Origin of the sequence: Chromobacterium sinusclupearum (genome assembly GCF_002902845.1) — a bacterium.
GTDB classification, from domain to species: Bacteria; Pseudomonadota; Gammaproteobacteria; order Burkholderiales; family Chromobacteriaceae; genus Chromobacterium; species Chromobacterium sinusclupearum.
In genome coordinates this window covers 1-7,991 of sequence record NZ_PPTF01000042.1, presented here as the reverse complement: position 1 = coordinate 7,991, position 7,991 = coordinate 1, and the positions used below count along the sequence as shown (strand labels likewise).

At 61.4% G+C, this 7,991-nt stretch carries 6 protein-coding genes; 1 reads left to right on the top strand and 5 read right to left on the bottom strand.

The window, feature by feature from the left end; all coding sequences use genetic code 11:
- From C2134_RS10365 to C2134_RS10350, 4 genes are all read right to left on the bottom strand, one after another.
- Positions 1-369, bottom strand: a 369-nt coding sequence (locus tag C2134_RS10365) for an ATP-binding cassette domain-containing protein (protein WP_146042131.1), incomplete at its 3' end; no start/stop codon positions are given.
- 22 nt (positions 370-391) lie between these two features.
- Positions 392-1,450: an ABC transporter permease gene (locus C2134_RS10360; RefSeq protein WP_103319834.1), complete on the bottom strand. Its 1,059-nt coding sequence runs from the start codon at positions 1,448-1,450 to the stop codon at positions 392-394.
- 16 nt (positions 1,451-1,466) lie between these two features.
- Positions 1,467-2,405, bottom strand: coding sequence for an ABC transporter permease (locus tag C2134_RS10355; RefSeq protein ID WP_103319832.1), 939 nt, complete (start codon positions 2,403-2,405; stop codon positions 1,467-1,469).
- A gap of 21 nt (positions 2,406-2,426) precedes the next feature.
- On the bottom strand, positions 2,427-4,196 hold the full coding sequence (locus C2134_RS10350) for an ABC transporter substrate-binding protein (protein ID WP_103319830.1): 1,770 nt from the start codon (positions 4,194-4,196) through the stop codon (positions 2,427-2,429).
- A gap of 301 nt (positions 4,197-4,497) precedes the next feature.
- Between C2134_RS10350 and C2134_RS10345 the strand changes: the two genes are divergently transcribed.
- A complete protein-coding gene (locus tag C2134_RS10345; protein ID WP_233164439.1) occupies positions 4,498-4,866 on the top strand; it encodes a hypothetical protein in 369 nt (122 codons plus the stop codon).
- A gap of 36 nt (positions 4,867-4,902) precedes the next feature.
- On the opposite strand, the gene C2134_RS10340 is transcribed toward C2134_RS10345, so the two are convergent.
- Positions 4,903-7,991: efflux RND transporter permease subunit (locus C2134_RS10340; protein WP_103319827.1), on the bottom strand; the 3,089-nt coding region annotated here is incomplete at its 5' end.

The following is a 7,991-nucleotide window of genomic DNA, read 5'->3' as shown; positions in this document are numbered from 1 at the left end:
CTCGACGATCTGCTCGCCCACGCTGAACACCGGGTTCAAGGAGCTCATCGGCTCCTGGAAGATCATCGCGATGTCCTTGCCGCGCAGCCGGCGCAGCTCGGCCGGGCTCAGCTTCAGCAGGTCGCGGCCAGCGAAACGCAGTTCCGACGCCGGATCGATCTCGCTGGTTTGCGGCGGCAACAGCTGCATGATGGCCATCGACGTCACCGATTTACCGGAGCCGGACTCGCCCACCAGCGCTACCGTGCGGTGCGCCGGGATGTCGAAACTGACGCCCTTCAGCGCCTCGAAACGGCCGCCGTCTTCCTGGCGGAAACGCACCTTCAGGTTGCGCACCGACAGCAGGGTATTGTGGTTTGGATTGCTCATGATTGGTTTCTCCTCGTCCCGCTCACTTCGCCGCCGCGCGCGGATCCAGCGCGTCGCGCAGGGCGTCCACCAGCAGGCTGAACGCCGTCACCAGCACCGACATGGCGATAGTCACCGCCAGCATCTGCCACCAATAGCCCTGAATCAGCTCGGTCGGCGCTTCCGCCAGCATCGAACCCAGGCTCACCTCGCGCACGCCGACGCCAAAGCCGAGGAAGGACAGAATGGCCTCGTACTTGATCAACGCCACGGTGAGCAGGGAAAACTGCACCAGCAGCAGGTGGGAAATATTGGGCAGGATGTGGATGAACATCTTGCGGCCGCTGCCGGCGCCGATCGCATCGGCAGCCTGCACGTACTCGCGGCCTTTCAGCTTCAAATACTCGGCGCGCACCAGGCGGTAAGTGCCGGTCCAGCTGGTCAGCGCCATCACCGAAATGATGGTGGTGATGCCACGTCCGGACACCGCGGCAAAGGACAGCAACAGCAGCATGTCCGGCACCGAGGTGAACACGCTGTAGAACCAGTTGAGAAAGTCATCGGTCTTGCCGCCGAAGTAGCCTGACACCGCGCCCAGCGCGCAGCCGATCAGCAGCGAAAACACCGCGCCGAACACGCCGACGAAGATGGAGGTGGAGGTGCCCTTCAAGGTTTTCTGGATGACGTCCCGGCCCTGCAAGTCGCCGCCGAATGGTAGCTTCTCCAGCCGCGGCGGCGTATGGTCGGCATATTCGCCTACGTGCTTCTCGGCCTCTGCCAGCTCTTTGCCGATCGGATCCTCGGCACGACTCAAGGAGATGATGGGCGCCGCCGTGGTCTTGGCCGCAGCTTCCGGCGGCAGCACGTCATCAGCGGATTCACTCACCCAACTCGGCGGGGCGTACGGCACGCCGACCTCATCGGTCCAGTGCCCGCCCACCAGATTGAACCAGCCGCCGACCGAAATCAGCAGATAGACCAGCACGATCCATAAAGAAATGAGGCCCACCTTGTTGCGCTTCAGGCGCTGCCAGCCCAGCTTCCACAGGCTGCGGGATGGGGCTTCCGCCACCGCGCCAACGGTATTCTGCAATGTCGTCATGATTGTTCTCCTCCGCTTACTTCAGTTGCACGCGCGGATCGATCCACTTGTAGACCAGGTCGCCCAGCAGGTTGAACACCATGGTGGCGATGGCGATGTAGATGGTGATGGCCTTGATCACCGGGAAGTCGCTCTTGTTGACCGCCTGCACCACTTCGTTGCCCATGCCCGGGATGCCGAAGAAGCTCTCCAGCACCAGCGCGCCCAGCAGCAGGTACGGCAAAGACATCATGATGCTGGTCACCACCGGAATCAGCGCATTGCGCAGCACATGCTTCAGCATGATCTGGCGCTCGGACAGACCCTTGGCGCGCGCGGTGCGCACATAATCCTGGCCCAGTTCCTCGACAAAGAAGCTGCGGTAGAAGCGGATGTCCGGCCCCAGCGAAACCATCAGGCCCATCAGCAGCGGCAGCGGCACATACAGGAAGAGATTGGTCCAGACGGAATCGCCCCAGCCGCGCACCGGAAACCAGCCCAGCTTGAACGCCAGGAAGTACTGCCCGGCGATGATGTAGATCAGCGCGCTGATCGACATCGCCACGGTGCAGATGATGGTGATGATGTGGTCGGTCAGCCCGCCGCGGTAATACGCCACCAGCGCGGCCAGCGGAATCGCGATCAACAGATCGACCACCAGCATGGCGCCGCTCAGCGTCAGCGACGGGCCGACACGGCTGCCGATGATGTCGGAAACCGGCTGCTGGGTGGACCAGGAAGTCCCGAAGTCCAGCGTCAGCACCTGATGCACAAATACCAGGAATTGCTCAGGCAAGCTCTTGTCCAGGCCCAGCTGCACGCGGATATTGGCCAGCACTTCCGGCGTCAGGTGCTTGCCGGCCAGTACCAGGGTCGGGTCCCCGCCTACCAGCGAAAACAGGATGAAAACCAGCAGCATCACCCCGAACAGGGTCGGGATCATTTGCAGCAGCCGGCGGATGATGAATGCGGACATGTTTTTCTCCTCGCTCGCCGCTTATTTCTGCACGTCCAGGAAGCGCCAGATCGCGTTGAAATTGGGGTGTTTCTTGAAGCCGCGAACCCACGGCTGGGCCAGCGCGTTGGTAAAGCGGCTTTCGCCGTAAATCCACGGCGTATCGCCAGCCACGATCTTGTTCATCTGGTCGTACAAGCGGTTGCGCTCCGGGCCATCCGGCAATACGCGGGACTGCTCATACAGCTTGTCGTAGCGCGGCGAGCGATAGCAGGCGTGATTGGTATTGCCGACATTGCCGCCATAGAGCAAGGCGGCAAAATTATCGCCATCCGGGTAGTCCGCAATCCAGGCATCGCCCACCAGGCCAAAGCTGCAGGCCATCAACTGCTTCGCCTGTTCGTTCCACTGCATCACGCGGAAATTGACTTTGACCTTGATGCGATCAAAGGCTTTTTGCCAATACTCGTTCCATTGCTTATCGATAGCCGTGGGGCCGGTGACATAGTCCACCACCAAGGGCTTGCCATTAGGCAGCGTACGGTAGCCGTCTGCGCCAACCTTGTAGCCGAACTGGTCCAGCAAGGCATTGGCCAGCGCCGGATTGTATGGCGCGGCCGCGCGGAAATTGGGATTGTGGCCGGCCACATTCGGCGGAATGATGTAGTTGGCCTGCACTGCCTGGCCGCGGCGGATATCGCGTATCGTTTCCTGGGTATTGAAGGCCATGGCGATGGCGCGGCGCAGGGCGATCTTGTCCTTGCTGAAGCCGCCTACCACCGGATCTTGCATATTGAAGGCATAGAACGTCACCTCCTCGTCCAGCTCGCGCCCCAGCTGGATACCCTGCTGGCGGAATTCGGCCTTCAGCTCGGCGCGGAAGGGATTGGTCGGGTCGAGCCGCAAGACCTGCTTGACCAGGGGCTGGGGAATACCCGAAATATCCAGCTCCCCGCTCTTGAACGCCAGCCAGGTTGGCTGCTCTTCGTCGATGACCGAGATATCAATGCGATCGATCTGCGGGAAACGCTTACCATCCATCTCCCTTGCGATCTTCTGGTCCTTGGCGTCGGCGCCCGGCTGGTAGTGGAAGGTTTCCTGACGGAAATTGGGATTGCGCACCAGGGTGATGTGGTTGCCCGGCTTCCACTCCGCCAGCATATAAGGGCCAGTGCCTACCGGGTGGGCGTTGCTATTGTCGCCATAGGCGTCAATCACCTCGCGCGCCTGCGCCTCCACCCAGCTGCCCGCCAGCACGTACGGCAACGACGGGAATGGCTGCTTGAACTTCAGCTGCAAGGTATAGCGGTCCAGCGTCTTCACGCCTTCGATAGGCGTGTCGTAATCGAGCTTGCTCTTGCCAGCCTTTTTGACTAACTCCGCCAATCCCACCAGCTTGTTGGTGAAGGTATCGCTCAGAGGCGAAGCTACAGTCGGATCGGACAGCCGCTTGATGGTGTAGACATAATCCGCCGCGATCAACTCGCGTTTCTTGCCCTTGAAGGCCGGATCCGGCGCAAAGTAGATGCCCTTCTTCAGGTGGAAGGTATAGGTCAGACCATCGGCGCTGACCGTCGGCATGCCGGTGGTGACATTGGGAATGACCTTGACCGGCCGCGCCAGATAATCGAATGTCAGCAGCGGATCGTAGATATGCTCGATCACCGCCGCGGAATAGACATCTGACACCTTGGCCGGGTCGAAGCCGGTTTCCGGCGCGCTAAACGCCACATGCAGCACCTTTTCCGCATGGGCTGCGGGCAGCAGGCTGCCCAACATCATGGCCATCGCGAGAGTTTTTTTCAGGCGCATGATCTCCTCCTTTGTTGTCAGGCTGGTCCGGGTGTGGGCACCCGTTTTTTCTGCCAAGCCTGGTTTCCCCTCGACCGGCGGCAAGGCCGCCGATCATGATCGCGGGTGATCCCCGCTGTATTGGCGTGTTTTCACACGCTTGTTAACACACTCCATGACGGCGCAAGACATCGACAATTGACATCCAGACATAACATCGCCATCGTTAAAACAGGATTGTTCATTGCATGCGACATGCGCTCGAATCATCATGCCATGACAATGGATAATGAATACAGTCTATTTACACGAGGCTACGCACATGAAAACCGCTACCCTCATCGCCGCCTGCATCGCCATGGCCGCCTTGGCCGGCTGCGCCACCCAGCAAGGCTATGCCCAGAAGGTTTATTCCTGGCAAGGGCGCGACGCCAATGAGCTGCTGGCAAGCTGGGGCGCGCCCACCGCGCAGATGACCATGCCCAACGGCAAGCTGCTCTACACCTACCGCACCGCCTACAGCCAGGAAATGCCGATACAGGGCAACGGCTTCTACTATCCGTGGAGCGTCAGCGGCGGCGGCTCGGTCTACTACAGCTGCACTACCAATTTTGTGGTCGATCCGCACGACCACACCGTGCAGTCCGTCAGCTTCGACGGCAACGACTGCGTCGCCCCTGCCAAGAAGTAACGCAAGCCGCGTGAGCCGGGCCTACCGGCTCACGGCTTAGTGGCTGGACTCCGTTTTCAGCGTCAACTGTTCCTTGCCCCGGCCCAACAGCCGGCGAATCCGGCTGCGCAAGCCATCCAGATAGGTGTACACCACCGGCACCACCAGCAAGGTCAGCAGGGTCGAAGTGGTCAGGCCGCCGATGATGGCGTGCGCCATCGGCCGATTGCTTTCCGAGCCATCGCCGGTCCCCAGCGCCAGCGGCAGCATGCCGAAAATCATCGCCAGGCTGGTCATCATGATGGGACGCAGCCGCACCCGGCCAGCCTCGGCAATCGCATCCTCGCGCGCCATGCCGTCCAGCCGCGCCCGATTGATGAAGTCCACCAGCAAGATGCCGTTCTTCGCCACCAGGCCCATCAACATGATGATGCCGATGATGGAGAACATGTTCAGCGTCGACCCCCACAGGAACAGCGCGACAAACACGCCGCCAAAAGCCAGCGGCAGCGCCATCATGATGGTGACCGGCATGGTGAAGCTGCGGAACTGCGCCGCCAGGATCAGGTAGATGAAGATCACGCCCAGGCCCAGCGCGCGCAGCGCATTGCTGACGGTTTCCTCCATATCCTTCTGCTGGCCGCGATGCATGCGCTGCACGCCCTGTGGCAGCTGCATGCCATCAATCGCCTTGTCCACATCGGCCATCACCGAACCGACGTCGCGACCTTCCACATTGGCCATGATGCTGATCTCGCGCATCATATTGGTGCGCTTGATCTGGCGCGGACTGACACCCTGCCGCGTTTCGATCAGCGTGGACAGCGGCACCATTTGCGCACCGCCGTGCTGGTCCGCATTGCCGGCCACTTTCAACTGGTCCAGCAGTTCCTGACGCCGCTCCCCCTTGGGCACCCGCAGCCGCACATCGTAGTTCTCGCCATCCGGCGCTTCCCAGGTGGTCACCACATTGCCGGCCAGCAGCATGGACAACAGATTGCCCACCCGATTCAGATCCACCCCCAGGCTTAAGGCGGCATCGCGGCGCAGGGTCAGGCTCAGCGACGGATCGCCTTCGGTCAGGTTGGATTCGATATCCTTGACGCCCTTCACCTTGGCGATGCGCGCCATGACGTCGCGCGACACTTCGTCCAGCTCCGTCAGATTGGATCCGCGCAGGCCGATGAAGATCGGCTTGCCCTGCTGCTCGTCATTGGCCACCGCCTTGATCAGCACGCCGGCCACCGGCTGCACATGCTTGCGGACATCGGCAATCACCTGATGCAGGCTACGCTGACGCGAATGCTTGTCGCCTACATCAATCGTCAGATTGCCGTCGTTCTTGCCGGCGCCGAAATTGCCGGCGCCCACATTCAAGGAAACCGTCTGGATCTCCTTGATGCCAGCCAGCGAGTCGGCCAGCTCCTTGCCCTTTTGCGCCGTGTATTCCAGCGACGAGCCCGGCGCGGTCTGATACACCACGTTGATCTTGCCGCTATCGCGCTCCGGCACGAACTCGCCGCCTATCATCGGCACCAGCAAGAAGCTGGCCACGGTAAAGCTCAGCGCCAGCGCCAGCACGGTCTTGCGGTGGCCCAGCACCCAGCGGATCAGCAGCGCGTAACGATCGGACAGCCTGTCCAGCGACATCTCGAACCAATCCAGCATCCTGCCCAGCGGCCCGCGATGCTTGTCGCCGTGATGGTGCGGGTCGTGCCAGATCGACGACAACATCGGATCCAGCGTAAAGCTGACGAACATCGAGATCAGCACCGCCACCGCGACAGTCAGGCCAAACTGATGGAAGAAGCGGCCAATCACGCCGCCCATGAAACCCACCGGCAGGAACACCGCAACCACCGTCAAGGTGGTGGCCAATACAGCCAGGCCGATTTCGTTGGTGCCATCCAGCGCCGCCTGATAATGGCTCTTGCCCAGCGCGACATGGCGCACGATATTCTCGCGCACCACAATGGCGTCATCGATCAACAGGCCGATGGACAGCGACAGGGCCAGCAGCGTCAGCATGTTCAGCGTGAATCCCATGATCTGGATCGCGAACAAGGTGCCGACCAGCGCCACCGGCAGCGTCAGCCCGGTGATGACTGTGCTGCGCCAGCTGCCCAGGAACAGAAATACGATCAGGATGGTCAGTCCGGCCCCTTCCAGCAGCATGGACTCCACGCTGTGCAGGGCTTTCTTCACATCCTCCGCCGAGTCATAGGTATAGCGCAGCTTGGTGCCGGCAGGCATCTGCGGCTTCAGCTCCGCCAGCAGCTTCTTGACGCCGTCGGCCACGGCCACTTCGTTGGACCCGCGCGCCGCCTTGATATCAATGCCCAGCCCCGGCTGGCCGTTGATCAGCGAAACGCTGTCCTGTTCGGCTTCGGTATCGGACACCGTGGCGATATCATCCAGGCGGATCGGCGTGCCGTTGCGATAGCCGATCGCCAGCGCGGCGAAGTCATCGGCCGATTTCAGCTTGCCGGAGACCCGGATCGCCCATTCCTTTTGCGAGGTGGACACATTGCCGGCCGGGAAATCCTGATTGGCTGCCTTGATGGCGTCGGCCACATCGGTGAGCGCCAGGCCGGAGCCTTCCAGCCGCACCGGGTCGATGTCGATGCGGATTTCGCGCCGCACCGCGCCGATCAGGCTGACGTCGCCGACGCCCTCCACCATCTGCAGCCGCTTCTTCAACACGTTCTCGACCCAGCTGCTCAGTTCGCGCGGGCGGGTCTGATTGGAAGTCAGCGAGATCGACAGCATGGGGTTGTCGTTGGGGTCGACTTGCGAAACCGACGGCGTGCCGATTTCACGGCGGAACTGCCCCTGCACCGACGCCACCTTGTCGCGGACGTTTTGCACCGCGATGATCGGGTCGACCGACAATTCGAACTCGGCCACCACGAAAGAATTGCCTTCGGAGGAATAGGAACGGATTTCCTTGATGCCGTTGACGGTATTGAGCGCTTCTTCCAGCGGCTTGCTGACCTCGCTCTCCACCACCTCGGGCGAGGCGCCGGTATACGGCGTGGACACCACCGCCATCGGCAGACGGACATCGGGCATTTCCTCCACCGCCAGCTTCTGCCAGGAGAACAGGCCCAACACCATCAACGTCATCATCAAGACGGCGGCAAAAT